Origin of the sequence: Stappia stellulata (genome assembly GCF_020176715.1) — a bacterium.
Classification (GTDB): domain Bacteria; phylum Pseudomonadota; class Alphaproteobacteria; order Rhizobiales; family Stappiaceae; genus Stappia.
The window spans coordinates 1-19950 of record NZ_JAIVMF010000015.1 but is presented as its reverse complement, the minus strand read 5'-3'; the positions used below and the strand labels follow the sequence as shown (position 1 = coordinate 19950).

General features: G+C 64.5%; 18 protein-coding genes. 9 read left to right on the top strand and 9 right to left on the bottom strand.

Annotated elements, in window-relative coordinates:
- The first annotated feature begins 63 nt into the window (after positions 1 to 63).
- A complete protein-coding gene (locus LC092_RS16070) occupies positions 64 to 744 on the top strand; it encodes a haloacid dehalogenase type II (RefSeq protein ID WP_224808229.1) in 681 nt (226 codons plus the stop codon).
- Between the two features lie 35 nt (positions 745 to 779).
- Here the strand turns inward: LC092_RS16070 and LC092_RS16065 are convergent, their stop codons facing one another.
- The 5 genes from LC092_RS16065 to LC092_RS16045 form a co-directional block, all read right to left on the bottom strand.
- On the bottom strand, positions 780 to 1361 hold the full coding sequence (locus LC092_RS16065; RefSeq protein ID WP_224808227.1) for a TIGR00730 family Rossman fold protein: 582 nt from the start codon (positions 1359 to 1361) through the stop codon (positions 780 to 782).
- 61 nt (positions 1362 to 1422) lie between these two features.
- Positions 1423 to 2814, bottom strand: coding sequence for a dipeptidase (locus LC092_RS16060; protein WP_224808225.1), 1392 nt, complete (start codon positions 2812 to 2814; stop codon positions 1423 to 1425).
- Between the two features lie 310 nt (positions 2815 to 3124).
- Positions 3125 to 4780: a DUF262 domain-containing protein gene (locus LC092_RS16055; RefSeq protein ID WP_224808223.1), complete on the bottom strand. Its 1656-nt coding sequence runs from the start codon at positions 4778 to 4780 to the stop codon at positions 3125 to 3127.
- Between the two features lie 354 nt (positions 4781 to 5134).
- Positions 5135 to 7306 (bottom strand): inverse autotransporter beta domain-containing protein, encoded by a 2172-nt coding sequence (locus tag LC092_RS16050; protein WP_224808221.1) that lies wholly within the window; start codon positions 7304 to 7306, stop codon positions 5135 to 5137.
- Between the two features lie 322 nt (positions 7307 to 7628).
- Positions 7629 to 9182, bottom strand: coding sequence for a helicase HerA-like domain-containing protein (locus tag LC092_RS16045; RefSeq protein ID WP_224808219.1), 1554 nt, complete (start codon positions 9180 to 9182; stop codon positions 7629 to 7631).
- 156 nt (positions 9183 to 9338) lie between these two features.
- Between LC092_RS16045 and LC092_RS16040 the strand changes: the two genes are divergently transcribed.
- The 5 genes from LC092_RS16040 (at position 9339) to LC092_RS16020 (ending at position 12425) form a co-directional block, all read left to right on the top strand.
- A complete protein-coding gene (locus LC092_RS16040; protein WP_224808217.1) occupies positions 9339 to 9722 on the top strand; it encodes a DUF2267 domain-containing protein in 384 nt (127 codons plus the stop codon).
- A gap of 53 nt (positions 9723 to 9775) precedes the next feature.
- Positions 9776 to 10183 (top strand): DUF4332 domain-containing protein, encoded by a 408-nt coding sequence (locus tag LC092_RS16035; RefSeq protein ID WP_224808215.1) that lies wholly within the window; start codon positions 9776 to 9778, stop codon positions 10181 to 10183.
- Positions 10184 to 10523: 340 nt separating this feature from the next.
- Entirely contained in the window at positions 10524 to 11123 is a 600-nt protein-coding gene (locus LC092_RS16030; RefSeq protein ID WP_224808212.1) for a superoxide dismutase, read from the top strand.
- A 252-nt stretch (positions 11124 to 11375) separates the two neighbouring features.
- A complete protein-coding gene (locus LC092_RS16025) occupies positions 11376 to 11810 on the top strand; it encodes an antitoxin Xre/MbcA/ParS toxin-binding domain-containing protein (protein WP_224808210.1) in 435 nt (144 codons plus the stop codon).
- Positions 11811 to 11933: 123 nt separating this feature from the next.
- Positions 11934 to 12425, top strand: a complete 492-nt coding sequence (locus LC092_RS16020; RefSeq protein ID WP_224808208.1) for an RES family NAD+ phosphorylase — start codon at positions 11934 to 11936, stop codon at positions 12423 to 12425.
- 50 nt (positions 12426 to 12475) lie between these two features.
- Here the strand turns inward: LC092_RS16020 and LC092_RS16015 are convergent, their stop codons facing one another.
- Positions 12476 to 12853 (bottom strand): hypothetical protein, encoded by a 378-nt coding sequence (locus LC092_RS16015; RefSeq protein WP_224808206.1) that lies wholly within the window; start codon positions 12851 to 12853, stop codon positions 12476 to 12478.
- 269 nt (positions 12854 to 13122) lie between these two features.
- Between LC092_RS16015 and LC092_RS16010 the strand changes: the two genes are divergently transcribed.
- Positions 13123 to 13332, top strand: coding sequence for a DUF2892 domain-containing protein (locus LC092_RS16010; RefSeq protein WP_224808204.1), 210 nt, complete (start codon positions 13123 to 13125; stop codon positions 13330 to 13332).
- 192 nt (positions 13333 to 13524) lie between these two features.
- Complete coding sequence (locus LC092_RS16005; protein WP_224808203.1) at positions 13525 to 14331, top strand: GNAT family N-acetyltransferase; 807 nt, start codon at positions 13525 to 13527, stop codon at positions 14329 to 14331.
- A 17-nt stretch (positions 14332 to 14348) separates the two neighbouring features.
- On the opposite strand, the gene LC092_RS16000 is transcribed toward LC092_RS16005, so the two are convergent.
- The 3 genes from LC092_RS16000 to LC092_RS15990 form a co-directional block, all read right to left on the bottom strand.
- A complete protein-coding gene (locus LC092_RS16000) occupies positions 14349 to 14870 on the bottom strand; it encodes a DUF3833 family protein (RefSeq protein ID WP_224808202.1) in 522 nt (173 codons plus the stop codon).
- Positions 14871 to 14944: 74 nt separating this feature from the next.
- On the bottom strand, positions 14945 to 16528 hold the full coding sequence (locus LC092_RS15995; protein WP_224808198.1) for an ABC transporter substrate-binding protein: 1584 nt from the start codon (positions 16526 to 16528) through the stop codon (positions 14945 to 14947).
- Positions 16529 to 16769: 241 nt separating this feature from the next.
- The gene (locus LC092_RS15990; protein WP_224808196.1) at positions 16770 to 18890 is read right to left on the bottom strand and encodes a S9 family peptidase; all 2121 of its coding nucleotides are present in this window, start codon (positions 18888 to 18890) and stop codon (positions 16770 to 16772) included.
- Positions 18891 to 19031: 141 nt separating this feature from the next.
- On the opposite strand from LC092_RS15990, the gene clpS reads away from it, so the two are divergent.
- Positions 19032 to 19337 carry an ATP-dependent Clp protease adapter ClpS gene (gene clpS, locus LC092_RS15985; RefSeq protein WP_224808195.1) on the top strand — a complete coding sequence of 102 codons (306 nt, stop codon included), beginning with the start codon at positions 19032 to 19034 and terminating at the stop codon, positions 19335 to 19337.
- The last annotated feature ends 613 nt before the right edge of the window (positions 19338 to 19950 follow it).

Here is a 19950-nt window from a genome sequence, read left to right as displayed (position 1 = left end):
AAGCGGCGATGGCTGTTTGCTCGCCATCTGAACAAAAAATCGGCAACCAACCGAGGCCCGCCCATGTCGCATCCGTCGTCCAAGCCCGTTTCCGCTTTCGTCTTCGATGCCTATGGCACGCTTTTCGACGTGCACGCGGCGGTGCGCCGCTATGCCGGGGACCTGGGGCCGGAGGCGCAGCGGCTGTCGTCGGTGTGGCGCGACAAGCAGCTGGAATACTCCTGGACGCGCGCCCTGATGGACCGCTACCTCGACTTCTGGACGCTGACCGAACAGGCGCTCGACACGGCGATGGCGATCGTTGGAAAGAACGACGCGGAGCTTCGCCAGCGTCTGCTCGACGCCTACTGGAAGCTCGACTGCTATCCGGAGGTTCCCACCGTCCTGAAGCGCCTGAAGGACGACGGCCACCGTCTCGCGATCCTGTCCAACGGCTCGCCGGCGATGCTGGAATCGGCGGCACGCGCCGCCGGCATCGACGACCTGCTGGACGAGGTGTTTTCCACCGACCTGCTGAAGACCTACAAGACCCGGCAGGATGTCTACGAGATCGTCACCAACCACTTCCGCGTCTATCCGGAGGCCGTGTCGTTCCAGTCGTCGAACCGCTGGGACATTGCCGGTGCCACCGCCTTCGGCTTCCGCACCGTCTGGGTGAATCGGGCCGGCGCGGCGGACGAATACACCGACCTGCCGCCGGCGGCGGTGCTCAGCGACCTCAATGGCCTGCTGGCGCTCAGTTGAGGGACGCCCGGCGGCGGTGACCGCCGGTCGCCGTCTCAGGTCTCGCTGCGCTTGATCCATTTCGGGGTCTTCGGCGCCTGGTAGCGCTCGAAGGCGGCAAGCAATGCGTCGGGGGTGTTTTCCACCGCAACCATCGATCGCATTTCCGGGCGCACGAATTCCTCGTCGCGCTGCAGGTCGAGGAATGACAGCAGCCCGTCGTAGAAGCCCGAGACATTGAGCAGGCCGCAGGGCTTGCGGTGATAGCCGAGTTGGCCCCAGGTCCAGATCTCGAACAGTTCTTCCAGCGTGCCGGCGCCGCCGGGAAGCGCGATGAAGCCGTCCGAGAGGTCGGCCATCATCGCCTTGCGCTCGTGCATGGAGGAGACGACATGCAGGGCGCTCAAGCCTTCGTGCGCCAGCTCCTTCTTTTCCAGCGCGATCGGCAGCACGCCGATCACCTCGCCGCCCGCGGCAAGGGCGGCATCGGCGACAACGCCCATCAGCCCGACCTTGGCGCCGCCATAGACGAGACGCCGGCCGCTGCGCGCGATGGCGCGTCCGGTTTCGGCGGCTGCCTCTTCGTAGTCCGGTCGCCGGCCCATGCTGGAGCCGCAGAAGACGCAAATCGATTTCATCGGATGTCCCGTCGTGTCGTCGGGCGCCGCGGCCCTTAAACCCTGGCCGCGGCGCGGTGCCTCAGTCCTGCGAAAGCGCGTCGAGCACGCGGGCCCAGGAGCGGATGCCCTTGTGGTAGCTCGACATTTCGTATTTCTCGTTGGGCGAGTGCACCTTGTCGTCATCGAGGCCGAAGCCGATCAGCAGGGAATCCATGCCGAGCATCGACTTGAAGTCGCCGACGATGGGGATCGACCCGCCGCAGCCGATCAGCGCGGCCTCCTTGCCCCATTCCTCGGAGAGCGCCTTGCGGCCCTTGGCGAGCGCCGGGCTGTCGAAATCAAGCCGCAGCGCCGGGCTGCCGCCGTGCTTGGAGAAGCTGACCTCGCAATCGTCCGGCAACTGCTCGCGCACATAGGTGCGGAAGGCGAGACGGATCTGGTCGGGGTCCTGGTCGCCGACCAGACGGAAGGAGAGCTTCGCATGCGCCTGCGAGGGGATCACCGTCTTGAAGCCGGCGCCGGTGTAGCCGCCCCAGATACCGTTGATCTCGCAGGTCGGGCGCGTCCAGATGTGCTCCAGCGCGCTGCGGTCGGCCTCGCCGGCCGGGTGTTTCAGCCCGATACCGCCGAGAAACGCCTCATGATCGAAGCCGAGCTTGTCCCACAGCGCGGTGACGTCCTCCGGCATGTCGATCACGCCATCGTAGAAGTGCGGCAGCGTCACCTTGCCGTTTTCATCGTGCAGTCCGGCGATGATGTCGGAAAGCACATGGATCGGATTGCGCGCGGCTCCGCCGTACATGCCCGAATGCAGGTCGCGGTCGGCGGCGGTGACGGTGATCTCTTCGCCGACGAGCCCGCGCAGCATGGTGCTGATCGCCGGCGTCTCGCGGTCCCACATGCCGGTGTCGCAGACGAGCGCCAGATCGCAGGAGAGTTCGTCCTGATTGGCTTCCAGGAACGGATGCAGCGACGGCGAGCCGCTCTCCTCCTCGCCCTCCAGCAGCACCGAGACGCTGAGCGGCAGCCCGCCGGTCTCCGCGATCCAGGCGCGCGCCGCCTCCACGAAGGTCATCAGCTGGCCCTTGTCGTCGGCAGCACCCCGCGCGACGATGATCTTGCTGCCGTCCTCGCGGGTGACGACGCGCGGCTCGAATGGATCGCATTCCCAAAGGTCGAGCGGGTCGACGGGCTGCACGTCGTAATGGCCGTAGAAGAGCACATGCGGGCCGGGCTTGTCCGTGTCGGTCTTGTGGCCGACCACCATCGGATGGCCGTCGGTGTCGCGCACGGTTGCGGCAATGCCGATCCCGGTCAGTTCGCGCGCCAGCCAGTCGGCGGCGGCGCGGCAGTCGCCCTTGAACGCCGGGTCGGTTGAAATGCTCTTGATCTTCAACAGGTCGAACAGGCGGGACAACGAGGCGTCGAAATCGGTGTCAATGCGCGACAGGACCCGGTCGAGTTGGGACATGAAACTGCTCCGGTATGAAAGGATTGCGCCGCGCCGGGAAACCCGTGCCAGACGCCAAATCGGGGACCGCAACACTGCGCCAGAACGCAGGACGTGGCAAGGGGAGGGGCTACGCTCAAGAAGTCACTTTCTGCGCCCTAGCCTCAGAGCTGCAAAGCCATACGCTTTGCGAGCATAGAAAAAGCGCTATAGGTGATGGTGTCAGTTCTTTTTTAGTTAAAATAAGAAACCAAATAGGGCTTCAGGGTCGTGTAACTGAAAAACGTAAATTCTAAGGCTTATATCAAACAACGTAGTTGATGAGGTCGCATCAGGGGATTGAGCCGTCGCAGAGTTTTTGCATAGATGTGTGTATCAAATTGGCGCGCGTTTCGATAAAAGTTCGGAAATCACCGTTGACCAGGTCATCAAAAGGTACGCGATGGCTTTCGAGCCTTTGCCGCACTTGTTCTTCCGTGGCATTAGCATCCTGCCTGCGCTCTTCAAGGTACTGCTTGGGATTCTTAGCCGCTATTTTCCGATTGGTTTTCCAAGAAATCAGTGCGCAGTTCAAGGCGGAGTTTATCTCATGGTCCGGGAATTCTTCCTGCAGTAAGCTGCGCGGATAGACGTGATGATACTCACGGAAATTCACATTTTCTGCAGTTGCTTTCGCGCCATCGGCGAAATCATAGCCGCCGCCGTAGAGTGAGACGGCAATGATTGCCCGACCAAGCCTATCCTTGCGGCTCGGCCATCCGCCGCGAACGAGTTCGGCGGCTGGCGGCAATGGATTTTGGGTTTCGTCAAACAGGTCCGGTACGGCATTCGAATTGTGATTTGTGATCATGTCCTGGATCGCCTTGTAATCGGCGAAGGCCCGAGTGGTTGCAGTCTTGAGATAACGATCCGTGAAACTTGCGCGCCAAATTGCTTTCCGAATAAGTGTGCGGGCGCGCCCTTCTTGATCTGCTCCGTCAATAGGAACATGCACCCACAGGGCGCCAGTCAGGTATACAATCACCTCCGTTGGCAGCAATTGTTCATTGAAAATTGCCTCGTCCCGCAAGAACGATACGCTCCGCCTTAATCCAACTACAACTTGATCCCAAACATTGGCCAATTCACTGCCAAAAGCCGGGTCTAGGTAGGTGCGCTTCAACGGCGGTTTGCCGTTTAGCAAGGCCCCAATTGCCAAGGCTGTATCTTCGACCTTCCCATAGTCAGCCGCTGCAGGAACTTTTTCCTTAAGCTCTGCAATCATGTCATGCAGCGAGTCGCCAACAGCGCCTTCGAGCTGTGCAACAACGATGTCGAAATCTTTCAGTGGTGATGCTGACGTGTTCATCTTTATGAAAACGTCGAGTGCTGTTTCCTGTTCCGTAGTTACGGGTAGAGATAAGAAAGGAATAGGATAGGAGGCAAGTCTTTGGCGCAAACGCATAATGGCCTTGTCAGTCGTCTTGTCGGTTTCCGCGGCCTCCGTCCACTCGTCCATCGCGATCTCTCCTTTGGAGCCGGGACAAAGAATAGAAACGGGGATTAATTTACGTTCCAGGCACTCGATCGGATTGTCTGCCCATAGCGGCATTCGTTTGCCAGACTTGGAAGTGTGGCGTTTGACGATTTCAATTTCTGGACGCTCTACGTTTTCTAAAGAAACAAAGACAGTGAACTCTTCATAGTTCGCAATAAGTGACCGCCAGAGAGCCGTCATGCGTTGCTGCCCGTCAAGTAAGTTCATTTGCGGCAGGCCTGTTGGAGCCGGAGCTCCGGAAAGCGGTCGGGAATGGAAGAGTTCCTTGTCACCCACCTCCAAGAGAAGAAGTGCCCCGATAGGAAGCGATGGAAGACGGAGTATGTTTTCCAGAACTCCTTCGATCTGATTTGGTCGCCAAGCTTCAAAACGCTGAAATCTCGGCAGCGTTAGTAGCCCCTCGCGGATCATTGCGAACCATTCTTCAACTGTCTTAGTCCGGGCTTCCATGAAAAATTCCTATCTAAAATTTTCTGCTTCTGAGTGGAAGTGCATTTACATAAACTGTCGAACTTCTTTTTGGGGGGGCAATTTTGCAGTGTTGATTTTCCACAATGATATTCTGGTGCACAACGAAAAAGCAATCAACGGTCAATTGACGAACTGTCGACCGCTCTATTGTGGGCGGCGATGACATCGCCGGCTTTCTTGCCCCTCGGCTTCAACTATCCAATGCTACTTCTGGAAAGCGCCACTCGAGGTCGTGGTCGTACTCGACGAGATGCAGCTTGTTATTCAATGTGAATCGACAGTCGGCGGGAGGGTTCGTCCCCCGCCGGCCGTTTTCGGAATGCCTGGTCCCTTCTAGAAGTTCGCGACCGCAGCGCAGGCGGTTGCGACGTCTCCGGGCGTGAGGGTCGCGCCGTTGATTGCAAGCGTGCCGCCGCCCGGTTGCGTCAGCGTTGTCGGCATGTAGGGCGAGCGGCCGCAGGGCGCCGGCGTTCCGGTGACCGAGACGGTCCCGGTGAGGTTTGCGAAATCGCCCATCATCCAGAAGCCGGCGCGTCCCGCGCCGTCGATTGAAATCCTGTCGAAGGCGATGTTGTCCGAGGGGGTGAGCATCTGCATGAGCTGGATGCCGATGATGTCGACGTCGGAGATCGTGATGTCGGCAAAGCGTGAATCGCGGATGCCCATGATCATCATGCCGCTGTTGGTCGCGCCGGAAATCGTCAGGTTTTCGAAGTCGTAGCCGGTGTTCGATTCCGCTCCGACGATGATCGAGCCGTCGCCGCTGTAGGCGGAGATGTTGATGCCGCTGCGCTTGCCGATGTTGGGCAGCGCGCCCAGCCCGGAGAGCGTCGAGTTGCGGTAGGCGATGTCGCCCGACGCGACGAAGGCGGCGCCATCGGCCGTCGTCTGCGCAACGTTCACCCGGTTGAGCGTCGCGCCATGCACATAGTGGAAGACGAAGCCTTCCTTGGCGGTGTTGGAGATGTTGATGTCGCTCAGCGTCAGGTCCTGCGAGACATTGGCGAAGAGGCCCATGCCCAACCGGTCGGCGGTGACCGCCTTGATCGTCACCTCGCTCGCCCGGTTGAGGCGCACGCCGACACCGCTGAGCGTTGCCGTCGGATCAAAGTTGCTGAAGCCGTCGGCGCCCTCGAAGTTGATGTCGGAGAGCGCGACGCGCGCAACCGAAAGCCCGGTGCCGTTCTCGAAGTTGATGCCGGCGCCTGCGACGCCGGAAATCGAAAGATCCGCGAGTGCGACCTGGTCGGCACCGTCGGAGGTGACCGCGTGCCGTCCGCCGGAGAGGGTGACACCGGACAGTGCGGTATCGTCGGCCATCGCAAAGAGGTCGCGCGTCGCGTCGGTGCCGTGCAGCCGCGTGTCGCCGACCCGTATCACCCGGCCGGTGAGCGGGTTGCGGACATTGAACGCACCGGCGACGCGCTGGTTGGCGGTGAGCTCGATGGTGTCGTCGATGGCGATCTCGCCGCCCGATCCGTTGATGAACACCTGCCGGCTGCTGCCGGCCGCGTCGATCTGCTGGGCGAGGTCGCCGGCGGCCGGATCGATGATCGCGAGATCGTCGAGCGCGGCGCCGGTGGCCGCATCGATGCCGGTAACGGCCCGGCCGAAGGCGCCTGCCTGGGCGATAATGTCGACATCGCGGGTGACGGTTTCGGTCATGCGCTTCTGCAGCGGGGTAAGGCGGGAGCTACCGTCATCGTCGACGCGCTGCAGCGGCAGGCGCAGCCTTGCGCCGAGGAAGCCTTGCGACCCGCGCGGTTCGTCATACTGGTATTCGGCGATGAGGCTGACGCGGCTTCCCGCAAACAGGACGTCGTCGACGCGGTATTCGGCGCGCACGCGCGGACCCCAGACGGTATCCGCCTTGTCTTCCCAGAAAGCGTAGCCGCCGCCATGGAGCCACAGCGCGTCGCTGCCGTCGCCCAACAGGCTGAGGCCGGTCAGGACGCTGGCTTCCGCGTCGACGCCCCGCATCGCGCGTTCCTCGCCGCCGCGCACGGTGATCGAGGCGTCGCCGACGCTTGCCGCGTCGTGCGATGCGGCCTGATGCACGGTCTTGCCGAACGGCAGATAGACATTTGCGCTGAGGCCGAGGCGCTCGCTCATGGCTTCCGCGCCGAGGGTCACTTGCGTGAAATGGTTGTTGTGCTGTGAGCGACGGTAGTCGAGGAACCCGTAGGCGCCGACGATCCAGCGGTTGTCGATGATCTGGCGGACGCCGAGACCGGCGTTGAATTCCTGCGATCCGGGCGAGCCGAAACTTCCGCGAATGTCGGTGTAGATCAGCCGGTCGAAGGTCTGGAACAGCGGGACGAAGAGCGTCGTCTCGCCGACGTCCGTCTTGGTTCCGACCTTGCCGCCAACCTCCAGATGCGGCCCCCAAAGGGGCGCGTCCCCTGCAATCGCGGGGAGCGAGAGGGCGAGCGTGGCGCAAAGGGCGGTGGCGCAGAGCAAGAGGGTGCGGGTGTTGGTCATGGCGTGCCGGTCGGCGCCGGGCATGCGCGTGCCTCAGCGGGCACAGCTCCGCCGTGGCGCGGCGCCCGCGCGCAGTCTCTCCTTGATGTCGTGGAAGCGGGCCGGGCCTTGCGGGAAAGCTGGGTCGGGCGCCGCGGATATTTGCCGCCGGCGGTCGCGCCGGGGGTCATGGCCTCGGCATAAATCGCAATAAAACCGGAGTCAATTCCTCAGGATTATAAATGCGGCCGTTTTCCGGCGCTTGTGAGCCTGCCGTCGCGTCCCCGCGACGGTAGGTTTCGTCGCGGGCGGCGCCGGTTCGCTGAGCCGGTGGACCCGGTCAGGCGCTCACAGGGGAATCGCGACCTCAGAAGCCCCGTTTCCACGACCCCATGATGCCGCGCACCAGGGCACGCCCGAGAGCGGAGCCGAGCGAGCGGGCGACGGATTTCGCCGCCGTTTCCACCACGCTGTCGCTGCGCGAGCGGCGGGTGGTCGTCCGCCGGCGGGTCTTGGGGCGGTCGTCGCGGCCGAAGTCGGGCAGTTCGAAGCCCGAGCGCGTGCGCCGCGGTTCGCCGCGCCGGCGTTCCTCTTCGGCTTCGCGCTCAAGCTGGCGCGCTTCCATGAGGGCGGCTTCCTCCGCCCGGCGCTTGAGCACCTCGAAGGCCGAGTCGCGGTCCTCGATGCGCTCGTAGATCCCGGCAAGCGGGCTGGCGGCGACGATCTCGCGGCGTTCACCGTCCTCCAGCGGGCCGAGGCGGGAGGAGGGCGGGCGGATCAGCGTGCGCTGCACGACCGAGGGCACGCCCTTCTTCTCCAGCGTGGAGACCAGCGCCTCGCCGACGCCAAGCTCCATGATTACCTGTTCGGTGTCGAGATCCGGGTTCGGGCGGAAGGTCTCGGCCGCCGCGCGCACCGCCTTTTGCTCGCGCGGGGTGAAGGCGCGCAGCGCGTGCTGCACCCGGTTGCCGAGCTGAGCCAGCACCTCGTCTGGCACGTCGAGCGGGTTTTGGGTGACGAAATAGACGCCGACGCCCTTGGAGCGGATCAGCCGCACCACCTGTTCCACCTTTTCCACCAGCACCTTGGGCGCCTCGTCGAACAGGAGATGCGCCTCGTCGAAGAAGAACACCAGCCGCGGCCGCTCCGGGTCTCCGACCTCGGGAAGCTCCTCGAAGAGCTCCGACAGCAGCCAGAGCAGGAAGGTGGCGTAGAGCCGGGGCGAGCTCATCAGCTTGTCTGCGGCAAGCACGGAGACGATGCCGCGCCCGTCGCGGGTGGTGCGCATCATGTCGCGGATGTCGAGGGCCGGTTCGCCGAAGAAGGCGTCTCCGCCCTGACGGTCCAGCACGAGCAGCTGGCGCTGGATCGCGCCGACGGAAGCCTTGGAGACATTGCCGTAGACGCGCGAGAGTTCGGAGGCGCGCTCGGCAACATGGGCGAGCAGCGACTGCAGGTCCTTGAGATCCAGCAGCAGCAGGCCCTCGTCGTCGGCCAGCTCGAAGGCGACGTTGAGCACGCCCTCCTGCGTGGCGTTGAGGTCGAGCAGGCGGGCCAAGAGCAGCGGCCCCATCTCCGACACGGTGGTGCGGATCGGGTGGCCCTTTTCGCCGAAGAGATCCCAGAACAGCGTCGGGAAGCCCTCGTAGATATAGTCGTCGGCAAAGCCGATCTGGTCGGCGCGCTTTTCCAGGAAGTCCTTCTCGACGCCGGCGGCGGCGATGCCGGAGAGATCGCCTTTCACGTCGGCGCAAAACACCGGGACGCCGGCATTGGAAAAGCCTTCGGCGAGGATCTGCAGCGAGACCGTCTTGCCGGTGCCGGTCGCGCCCGTGATCAGGCCGTGCCGGTTGGCGAGCTTGAGATGGAGATATTCCGCCTTGGTGGAACCGCCGATGAAGATCCTGTCGTCTGCAAGCACCCGCCCGTCTCCCGCTTTGCCTGTCTCGCACCTGACGGCATCAATTTGCTGTCCGTCGTCATGTAACCCGCACGGTGAGCGCTGTATAGCGGTTGTCGTCGCGGGAACTGTGGTGTCAGATACGAACACGTTGGATTTTGATTCTGGAGGGGGCGCATGGAAGAGCTTGTCGGCCGGATTGCAAGGGTTGCCGGTATTGGCGAGGACGTCGCCCGCCAGGCGATCACGATCATCCTTAATTTTCTCAATCGCGAGGGGCCGTCCGAGCAGGTCCAGCAGATCCTGGCGGCCTTGCCCGGCGCGGAGGACGTGATCGAGGCCGATGGCGGCGGACGGGGCTTCCTCGGCGGCCTTGGCGGCATGCTTGGCGGCGGCATGGGCGCTATGGCGGCGCTCAACGAGCTCACCAGCGCCGGTCTCGACATGACCCAGGTGCAAAGCGTCACGCGCGAACTGATGGACGCCGCACGCGAGCAGGTCGGTGCGGAGGCGGTCGACGAAGTGGTCAATTCCATTCCCGGGCTCAATCAGGTTCTCTAGCGCGGGTGTCATGCAGGCTGGCCGGTGCCGGCCGCCCAAAGGGGGAGATGCAGATGTCGTATTCCATTGACGAGATTGAGGGTATCGGTCCGGTCTATGCCAAGAAGCTGCAAGCGGTCGGCATCCGCACGACCGAGGCCTATCTGGAGCGCGCCAAGGATCCGAAGGGGCGCAAGGCGTTGGTCGAGGAGACGGGCATCGAGGCGTCGCGCATCCTGAAGTGGGCCAATATGGCCGACCTGATGCGCATCAGCGGTGTCGGCGAGGAATACTCCGAGCTTCTGGAAGCCGCCGGTGTCGATACGGTCAAGGAACTGAAGCACCGCAACGCCGCCAATCTCGCCGCCAAGATGAAAGAGGTGAACGAGGACAAGAAACTCGTGCGCCAAGTGCCGGGCGAGACGTCGGTGGAGAAATGGGTCGAGCAGGCCAAGGCGCTGCCGGCGATGATGACCTATTGAGCCTGTGGCCTTGCGGGTCGTCCGACCGGTCGGCTCGCGGGGCCTGACGGGCGTCCCGCGCGCCGGGACACCCTCCTGTTCTGCCCGCATCCACGGGTTTTTCCGGATGAGGCGTTGCCGATTGCCGGTCGCATCCCTATTTTGCCTTGTGTGACAAGCGGTAACCGCCGCCCGCGCCGATCGCGCGGTGCGGCGGTCGCCGGCTCGTCGCGGAGCGGGGCAGCTTTCGCGCCGCTTCCAACCCGAACATCCGGCCGGGTCGCGCCGGCAAGGCGTTTTCGCGCGATCGCCCGCGACCTGGTCTCACGCCGTTTGGCGCCCCCATTTGGAGGACGAATACATGGCTTTCGAACTTCCCGATCTTCCCTACGCCTATGATGCGCTCGGGCCCTATATGTCGGCCGAAACGCTTGAGTATCATCACGACAAGCACCATCAGGCCTATGTCACCAACGGCAACAACCTGCTGAAGGATTCCGGTCTTGAGGGCAAGTCGCTGGAAGAGGTCGTCAAGGAGAGCTTCGGCAAGAACGCCGGGCTGTTCAACAATGCGGGCCAGCATTTCAACCACCTGCATTTCTGGAACTGGATGAAGCCGAACGGCGGCGGCACGTCGCTTCCGGGCGGTCTGGCAGCCAAGATCGACGCCGACCTCGGCGGCTACGACAAGTTCCGCGCCGATTTCATCGCCGCCGGCACGACGCAGTTCGGCTCCGGCTGGGCCTGGCTTGCCATGAAGGACGGCAAGCTCGTCATCATGAAGACCCCGAATGGCGAAAACCCGCTGGTGCATGGCGCCACGCCGCTGCTCGGCGTCGACGTGTGGGAGCACTCCTACTACATCGACTACCGCAACGCGCGGCCGAAGTATCTGGAAGCCTTCGTCGACAACCTGGTCAACTGGGACTATGTCGACGAGCTGTTCCAGGCCGCGTCCTGATACCGGTTTGACGACCTCCGGCTCCGGCCGGACAAGAAAAGGCGGGCGATCTCATTGCCCGCCTTTTTTATCTGTGCCTTCTGTCCGTCCCGGATTTCGCCAAAAAGCGGGCGCGGAGGCCGCGCGGTTTGTCTTGCTGGCGCCGTTAACCTTTTGTTAACTTTTTGGGCGCTGAGTCTGAAAGGACTTTGAGGGGCGATCGCCGCCGGGGCCCGGCCCTTGCGGTCATGAAGAACGATGGACAGCAACATCATGGCGCCTGCCCAACTCAATGCGCAACCCGAGAAGCTGATCGCCGAACTCGAGCAGCTTCATCGCAAGGCCGAGACGCTCGCGATTTCCTCGCCGGTGGACTTCCATGTCGAGCGGCGCTTGCTGGACGTTCTGGCGGAGATGGGCATCGAGGACGCTGAAATCGACCGCGTGGTGTTTCCAGGCGGACGCCCCGCCGAAGTTCGCACGGCCGCGCAACTGTCGGCCGAGCACTCCGACCGCGCCGTCAGGTTCGCGCGGATCGTAAAGTTCGCAGAGCAGGTTTTCGACAATCACCGCAAGGCGTTTCTCTGGCTGCGGACCCCGAGCCAGACCCTGATGGGGCAGGCCCCGATTGCCTGTATTGGAACGGAAACCGGCGCGAAGGCGGTGGAAGAATTGCTGTCGCGCATCGATTTCGGCATGGCGGCCTGACGCCGCATCTCCAAACACTCGCATCCCGGGCTAACCGGCGAGCGATACTCTCCCGCGCCTCCCTGACGTCAAATCATCTGGCCATCGACGCCTGGGCATGTATGATTCTCGCGGGGTCGTGGCATGCGTGTCGCGTTCGCGTGGGGGTCATCGGACATGCTGCTGTGGCGGCTTTCCAATTACGAGGATCTGAGCGGCCGTGGCGGTCTGATCGCATCCGGACGCTGGCACAACCGCGGGCGCGCCGTCGTCTACTGTGCCGAAAGCCTGGATCTGGCCCGCATCGAGGTGGAACAAGGGCTCGGTCTGCCCGCGTTCCTGTGGCCCGACAGCTACCGTCTGCTCCGCGTTTGCGTTCCCGGGACAACAAGGATCGAACATTTGCAGGCCGAGGATCTGCCGTTGGACTGGCGTGACGACATCCTCGCCACGCGCCGGATCGGCGATGCCTGGCTGCGGTCGAACCGGGCAGCCCTTCTGCGGGTCCCCTCCGCCCGGTCCGACGGGTTCAACTACCTCGTCAATCCGACGCAACGTCAGGCCGATTTCCTGGAAATCGAGCGGGTCTTCACGCTGGAGGAAATGCTGGCCGGAGAGGTCGGGGAGGCGGATTAGACGCGCGGCGGCGCCGGTGAAGCCCGGTCTTGCCGGGCTCCCGCGTCGCGTCAGGCGCCGAGGCGGCACTCGCGGGTGAAGGTCTGCAGCAGGAAGCCTGAGATGTAGGTCAGGAACGCCCGGCATTCCGCCTCGGTCTGGAAGCAGCCTTCGCGCGAGTACGGACGGGTCTTGAAATCGACCTGCTTGCGTCCGCCGACCAGGCCGCGCCAGACGTTGGCCGCGCCATATTGCGCCGTCATCGCGCGGCAGTCGTAGCGGCTGCCGTAGGTCTGCGGAACATAGTCGTCGTTGTAGGTCGGGGTGAACAGCGCGGTCTCGATGATGCCGCCACCGCCGGCCACATTGCCGGAGGGGCTGCAGGCAGCGAGCGCGAGGCTGGCAGCGAGCGCGGCAGCGGTCGCGCCTTTTGGAAAGCGAAGGGTCATGGTGGCCTCTTTGATCAACGGGGCGACCATATCCCGACCGCTCCCGCGCTGTCGCGGAAAAAGGCAGTGCGACGACAAGGATTTTACAGGGGTGGTTTCCCGTTTGCTTCCTTTCCCGGCCGGGTCGCTGCGGCGTCCTGTCGCCCGGCTACGTAAAGCAACGCGGTTGCCGGGCCTGTCTTCCTTCATTATATTCTAATCATTGAAATAAACGGGACCGTAGCCTGCGGTCCTTTCCCGCGAAATGCGGGCAATGTGGAGACTGCATCATGGCCATTGTCACCACCAACGTCGGCAGTGCCGACCGTATCGCACGTATCGTCGTCGGGCTTGCGCTGATCGCCTTCGCCCTGTTCGCCCCGGCGGATATCTCCTGGAAGTGGGTCGGCTGGATCGGCGTCGTACCGCTGGTGACCGCCTTCCTGAAATGGTGCCCGGCCTACACGCTGCTTGGCATTCGCACCTGCAAGGCCGACTGATCGCGCGTCCAGCGCCTGAGGGGCATGAGGCGGTTGGCGCGGTCGAACGCAGCCACGATCGGTGCGCTGCCGCCTCTCGCAAAGACCGGGGATGGACGGGATCCCCGGTCTGTTTGCGTCCGGCGCCCTGTGGCGGCGCAAGGGTCGCCAGCGCGTGATTTATCTCCTAAGCTGTTGTGATCGCAACGGCAGATGGGGGCGATCCTGGCCGGCTTTTTCGGAACGGACAGTCAAAAGACCCTGCAGGCGCGGGCCGAGGCCAGCGCCGCAGAAATCGCGGCGACGCCGGGTCTGTGCCAGGCCGGGCGCACCATGGGCTGCGACGATCCCGATGCGCTCGGCTGGGAGCGGATCGAGGCGTTTCTTCAGCGCGACGGCATCTGCGGCTTTCGCCTGATCACGTCCGATCAGGCCGAACGGCTGCGGGAAAGGTTGAGCGCCAACGGTTTCCGCCTCGACACCTGGGACGTTTTCCTGACGGATCGCGAGACGGCCCTTGCCGCCTGCCGCCCCATTGTGGAGCGCGGCTTGCCCGACGGCCTCGCGGAGCTCGATGTGCCGCCGACGCCCGAGGGCGCGATGACGCGCCGGATCCAGGCGATGATGTCGGCCGCCGGCGTCGTGCCCTTTTCCGGCTCCATCCTGTGCGGCGACACCGGTCCGGCGGTGACACTTGCGCTTTGCGATCCATCGGGCGGCATTGCCGCAGGCGCCCATGCCTATCTTCCCCACAATGTCGCGAGTCGGCACCGGAGCCATGCCTGGGGTGGCCTGGTGGCGGTGGATGACGCCCATCGTGGCAAGGGGCTCGGTCGCCTGATCAACGCGATGATGGTTGTGGCCGCGTTTCGCGATCTTGGCGCAAGCCACGTCTATGAGCTCGTGTCGGCCGCCAACGAGGTCTCGCGGCGCATGGTCGAGGCCTGCGGCCTGCGCCATGCGCCGGATCTGGTCTGCGGTCTGGCGACCCGCGAACAGGCGGCGCGTTTCACCCGCTGAATGCGCCGCCGGCCCGACTATTTCCTGAACGTCAGGTCGACCGTTCCGATCACCAGCCCGTATTTCATCACGTCGGCGGTGTTGCGCAGCGTGCGCCGGTCGACCAGCGTCAGCGTGTCGAAGAAGCGCACGGCCACGGGGCCGTCCTTGGTCTCGACGTTGGCGGCGTAGTTGAATTTGATCTGCGGGCCGCCGGTGGTGATCGTCACCGGATTGAGCACGTCGGAGCGTGTGCCGATGTAGCGGTTTTCCGCGACCTTTTGGAAGAACCAGACCTTGGTGTCGCGCTCGCCGTCGTCGTACTGGAAGTCCTCGCGCAGGCGCAGGGTGAAGGTCTTCGGGTTCCAGGTGCCATGGGTCACGACGCGGAATTCGCGCCGCACCCCGGCGATCCCGCTTTCGAACACGCCGGTGCCGACGGCGCGTCCGCGAAAGTAGTCTTCCAGCACGAGCGGCTTGGAGGCGGCAAGCGCGGCCGGCGCGGCCAGCGTCGCGATGCTGAGCACAAGGGCTGCGATAACGCGGGAGATGGAAAGCATGACATCCTCTGACTGTGTTTCAGGGTCTGCCATGTTCTACGCGTTTGCGGACGGCCCGGATCGGGCCGGCCCATTTACTCGGCGATGGTTACCCAGCGCAGCAGGAAGAAATTGTCCGGCCGCTGCACCAGGGAGACGGAGCTTTTCGAACCCCACAGCAGCGGCTGAACGTGGAGCGGAACATAGGCCGTCTCGTCCTGCACGATGGCCGCGATCTCGTCCAGCATGGCCTGGCGCGCGGCCGGGTCGATCTCCCGCTGCACCTGCGGCAGCAGCGTGTCGACGCGTTCGCTGGAGTAGCCGCCGAAGTTCCAGCTGCCGAGCTTCTTTTCCGGGTTCGGCGTGGCGACGAGGAAGCGCACCGGATGCTCCGCGTCGAAGGTGCCGGGCGACCAGCCGAGCAGATACATGTCGAACTCGCCCGCCCGCAGCGTGTCCCAGTAGCTGCGCACCGGCATGGTCGTCAGCTCGACCGTAACGCCGACGCGCGCCAGCATGGAGGCGATCGCCTTGCAGACCGCCTCGTCGTTGATATAGCGGTCGTTGGTGCAGGCGAAGGTGAGTGTGAGCCCGTCGCCGAGGCCGGCCGCCTCGAGCGCCGCCTTGGCGGCGTCCGGATCATAGGCCGGGCGCTCTGCAGCCTGTTCGCTGTAGCCCTTCATCTGCGAACTGACGAGCTGCGAGGCGACAGCGCCATTGCCGCGCATGATCTTGTCGACGATGGCCTTGGCGTCGATGGCCCTGGCAATCGCCGCACGCACCGTGGCGTCTTTCAGCGGATTGCCGCTGTCGGCCTCGCCGCCGAGCAGCGTATCGGCCTGATGCGCGAAGCCCAGCATGATCACCCGGGCCTCGATGCCGCGATGCAGCGTCAGCCCCTCGGTCGCCTCGATCCGCGCGATGTCCTGCACGGGAACCGGATTGATCATGTCGACCTCGCCGGTCAGAAGCGCGGCAACCGAGGTCGCGGCATTGCCGATCGGCAGGAAGGTCGCGCGCGTGACGTTGTCCTCGCGCGTGTCCCACCAGCCGTCATGCGGCACCAGCACGGTCTTCACGCCCGGTTCCCGGGTTTCCAGCCGGAACGGGCCGGTGCCATTGGCGTTGAGCGAGGCGAAGGTGGCGTTTTCCTTGTCGGGTCGCGCGGCGTTGTTGGCCTCGGCCCATCCCTTGTCCATGATCATGAAGTTGGCGATGGAATCGGGAAACAGCGGGTCGGGCTGATGGGTGAGAAAGTCGATTGTATGCGCATCGACCACCCGCACCTCCCGCACCGGCGCGAACCACGAGCTGGTGTCGGATGCCTCCGACGCGGCGCGCTCGTAGGAGAAGTAGACATCCTCGGCGTCGAACGCCGCGCCGTCGTGGAAGGTCACGCCCTTGCGCAGGTGGAAGCGCCAGCCGTCGGTGTCGAGCGCCTCCCAGCGTTCGGCGAGCGATCCCTCGATCGCCATCTCCGCGTTTCGCCGCACCAGTCCCTCGTAGATGTTGTTGAGGAAGCCGAGCACGGGCGTGGTGTTGACCTCATGCGGATCCATCGTCTGCGGATCCGTCGGTGCGCTCCAGGTAAACTCGGCGGCGGAGGCTGAAAGGGGAAGGGCGGCGATCAGCCCGAGGCCGAGCGATGCGGTTGCGACGCACCGGAGAAGGCGGGACATGGCGGTGTTCCTGACTGCGAAACGAAGCTTGTGCAAGCGGATTGTTGACCGGAGCCGGTCGCGGGCCGCATCGGGGCGGAGTTTGGCGCGGGCGCGCCCGTCGCGAAAGACCGGCTGCGCGCAAACGTCGCATCTCGCGCGATTGTGATCGCTTTTCCAGCGAAAACAGCATCCTGGAACGAAAACGCCCCGCGCGAGACGGGGCTCGCACGGGGCGGTGTCGTCCGGCGTGGCGCAGGCCTTATGCCTTGTCGGCCACCTTCAGCGCGAAGGCATAGACGAGCGCGACCTCCTTCAGCCGGTCGAAGCGCCCCGAGGCGCCGCCGTGGCCGGCATCCATGTTGGTCTTGAGATAGAGCGGCGCGTCGTTGGTGCGCAACTCCCTCAGCCGCGCCACCCATTTCGCCGGCTCCCAATAGGTCACGCGCGGATCGGTCAGCCCGCCGACGGCAAGGATCGGCGGATAGGTCTGCGCCGTCACATTGTCATAAGGAGAGTAGGAGGCGATCTGGCGGTAGTCTTCCTCCGAGGCGATCGGGTTGCCCCATTCCGGCCATTCCGGCGGGGTCAGCGGCAGCGTGTCGTCGAGCATCGTGTTGAGCACGTCGACGAAGGGCACTTCCGCGATCAATCCGCCGAAGGCCTCCGGCGCCATATTGGCGACCGCGCCCATCAGCATGCCGCCGGCCGAGCCGCCCTGCGCCACGATCCGATCCGATGCCGAGACGCCTTCCTCCGCCAGATGGCGCGCGGCGGCGATGAAATCGGTGAACGTGTTGGTCTTGTTCTGGCGCCGGCCGTCGGCATACCAGCGAAAGCCCTTTTCCTTGCCGCCGCGCACATGGGCGATGGCATAGACGAACCCGCGGTCGACCAGCGACAGGCAGTTGGTGTTGAAGCCCGCCGGCATCGAGATGCCGTAGGAGCCATAGCCGTAGAGCAGGCAGGGCGCGCTGCCGTCGAGCGGCGTGTCGGCGCGGTAGAGCAGCGTCACCGGCACGCTCTCCCCGTCGGCGGCGGGGGCGTGGATGCGCCGGGTCACATAGTCCATCGGGTCGTGGCCGGACGGCACGTCCTGCGTCTTGCGCAGGGTGCGCGCCCGCGTTTCCATGTCGTAGTCATACACCTGGCTCGGCGTCGTCATCGACGAATAGGTGAAGCGGATGCGGTTGGTGTTGAACTCGTAGCCGTCCGACATGCCGAGCGCATAGGCTTCCTCGTCGAAGGCGATGGCGTGTTCCAGCCCGTCGGCGAGGCGGCGCACGACGATGCGCGGCAGGCCGTCCTCGCGCTCCAGCCGCACCATGTGCTTGGCGTAGAGCGTGTGCGACAGGATCAGCCGGCCCGGCTTGTGCGGCACAAGGTCGGACCAGACGCTGCGGCCCTTGCCGGCGAGCGTGTCGGCGACCGGCGCGGTGACGATGCGGAAATCCTCGGACCGCTCGGCATTGGTCAGGATCACCAGCTGCGCGCCGCCGTCGTCCTCGACCGAATATTCCGTCGCCGTCTCGCGCGGCGCGACGCACACGGGCTGCGCGGTCGGATCGTCGGCCGGAATCAGGTGGACTTCCGAGGTCTCGTGATCGTGGATGTCGATGGTGATGAAGCGGCCGGACTGGGTCTTGCCCACCCCCATGAAGAAGCCGGCGTCGGCTTCTTCATAGACCAGCACGTCGCTCGCCGGATCGCTGCCGACCGCGTGGCGGAACAGTTTGGACGGGCGGTGGTTCTCGTCGAGCCGCACGTAGAAGACATAGCGCCCGCAGGCCGACCAGACGCCGCCGCCGCCGGTGTCGGGAATGCGCTCCGGCATGTCCTCGCCCGTTGCGAGATCGCGGATCAGCAGCGTGTAGAACTCCGAGCCCTTGTCGTCGAACGCCCAGGCGAGCTTGCGGTGATCGGGCGAATGCATCGCGCCGGCGAGCCGGAAATAGGCTTTTCCCTCGGCCTCCTTGTCGCCGTCGATCAGCACCTCTTCCGCCGGGGATGTCGCGTCGATGTCGTCGCGGGCGATGCGCACCAGCTTCGGGTGCTGGCCGCCGGTGACATAGCGCACGCCATAGGCATAGGGACCGTCGGCGGTCGGCACCGAACTGTCGTCTTCCTTGATCCGGCCCTTCATTTCGCCAAACAGCGTGTCCTGCAGCGCGTAGGTATCGGCGAGACCCTCTTCCAGATAGGCGTTTTCGGCTTCCAGATAGGCGCGGATCGCCGGATCCAGCGTTTCGGGCGCGCGCATCACCTCCTGCCAGTTGTCGGCGCGAAGCCAGGCATAGGGGTCGGTGCGGTCGATCCCGTGGACGGTGGCGGTGACGGGGCGCTTTTCAGCGCGCGGAGCGGGGGAGGGGTTTGTCTTCAGCATGACGCGGGAGGTAGGGGTTTTGCTCCGTGATGGCAAGTGGCCAGAGCAACGGCGCGGCACGGAACGGGTGCGGCGATCCGGCCCGCAAGCTTCGGTGCGGCACGGATGCGGGCGCGAACCGATTATGCTAAAATTGTCTCCATGAGCGACAATGACACCAATCTGAAACAGGCCACGACGACGAAGACGGAGCGCCCGCGCCTTTACAAGGTGCTGCTCGTCAATGACGATTTTACCCCGCGCGAGTTCGTCGTCGCGGTGCTCAGGGCCGAATTCCGCATGTCGGAGGACGAGGCCGTCAAGGTGATGATGGCGGCCCACCAGCAGGGCGTCTGCGTGGTCGCCGTGTTCCCGCGCGACGTCGCCGAGACCAAGGCCACCCGCGCCACCGACGCCGCCAAGGCCAACGGCTTCCCGCTGATGTTCGCGACCGAACCGGAAGCGTGAGGGAAGGGCGCAACGGCTTGCCCGTCGCCGCAGGGATCGTCCTTGAGGCCTGCGCGGAGCGACAGCCCCAGCCGTCATTCCCCTAACCGCTTGCGCGTCATCCGGTGTGTCGTCCTGGGCAACGGGCAGCCGATCGGCCCATCTCGTCCGACCACCCTCGGGAGCTCTGAAGAGCGGCGCTCCCAGGAGGCCCGCCCCGCCCACCGCCGTCACCCCGGCTCCCGAGCCGGGGCCCATTGGTTCCCTCAGCATGAGCGGGGCCCCGCAGCGGCTGCCCGTTTGGTGATGCATTGCAGGGACGGGGCTGGAGGCCGCCGCCGTATCGGCGTGCCGAACACGCCGCATCGCGCCCCATCTCGACCGAGGTTGCCAATGGCCCCCGGATCGCCGCTCGTGCGGAGGCCGGGATTGTTCGTTTGAAGGGGTGTTAGACTGGGGGCGGTCTCCCGGCCCCTAGATTGCCGGGAGACCAGTGGCAGGCGACCGTGCCGGGGTTGGGTTCTCACCCGTCGTCATCGGGGTCCCTGCCGCTTCCTTTTCCCGCTTGGAGAGTTGATGGGGTCTCTGGCTGTCACCACGCCCGCGAACAATCCGAAGCCTGATCAGGATACCA